General features: G+C 65.5%; 1 protein-coding gene. It reads left to right on the forward strand.

Annotation, left to right across the window (positions count from 1 at the left end):
• Nucleotides 1-18: 18 nt before the first annotated feature.
• Nucleotides 19-249, forward strand: a 231-nt coding sequence (locus tag AC0IYH_RS33105) for a hypothetical protein (protein ID WP_471838627.1), incomplete at its 3' end; no start/stop codon positions are given.

The raw sequence follows: 249 nt of genomic DNA on the forward strand, positions 1-249 counted from the left end.
CAGTCCGGTGAGTCGAGCATGACGATCAAGTTCTTCTGTCTTGCACTCGCGGCGAGCGCCGCGAGTGCCGCTGACCCCGGAGCGACCATGTTGGTGACGCCGGAAGAAGCGGCGCGGCCGGAGGCGCCAATGCGCACCCGAGGGCTGTTCCCCGGCCCAAAGATCACCCTAGAATCGCCTACGCCGGCAGAGCTCGGGTCAGCGCTCACGACACCCTTCCGCTTACGCGTGCGCATTACGCCCCATAAT

The sequence above is a fragment of the Pseudomonas sp. AC463 genome, assembly GCF_979253585.1.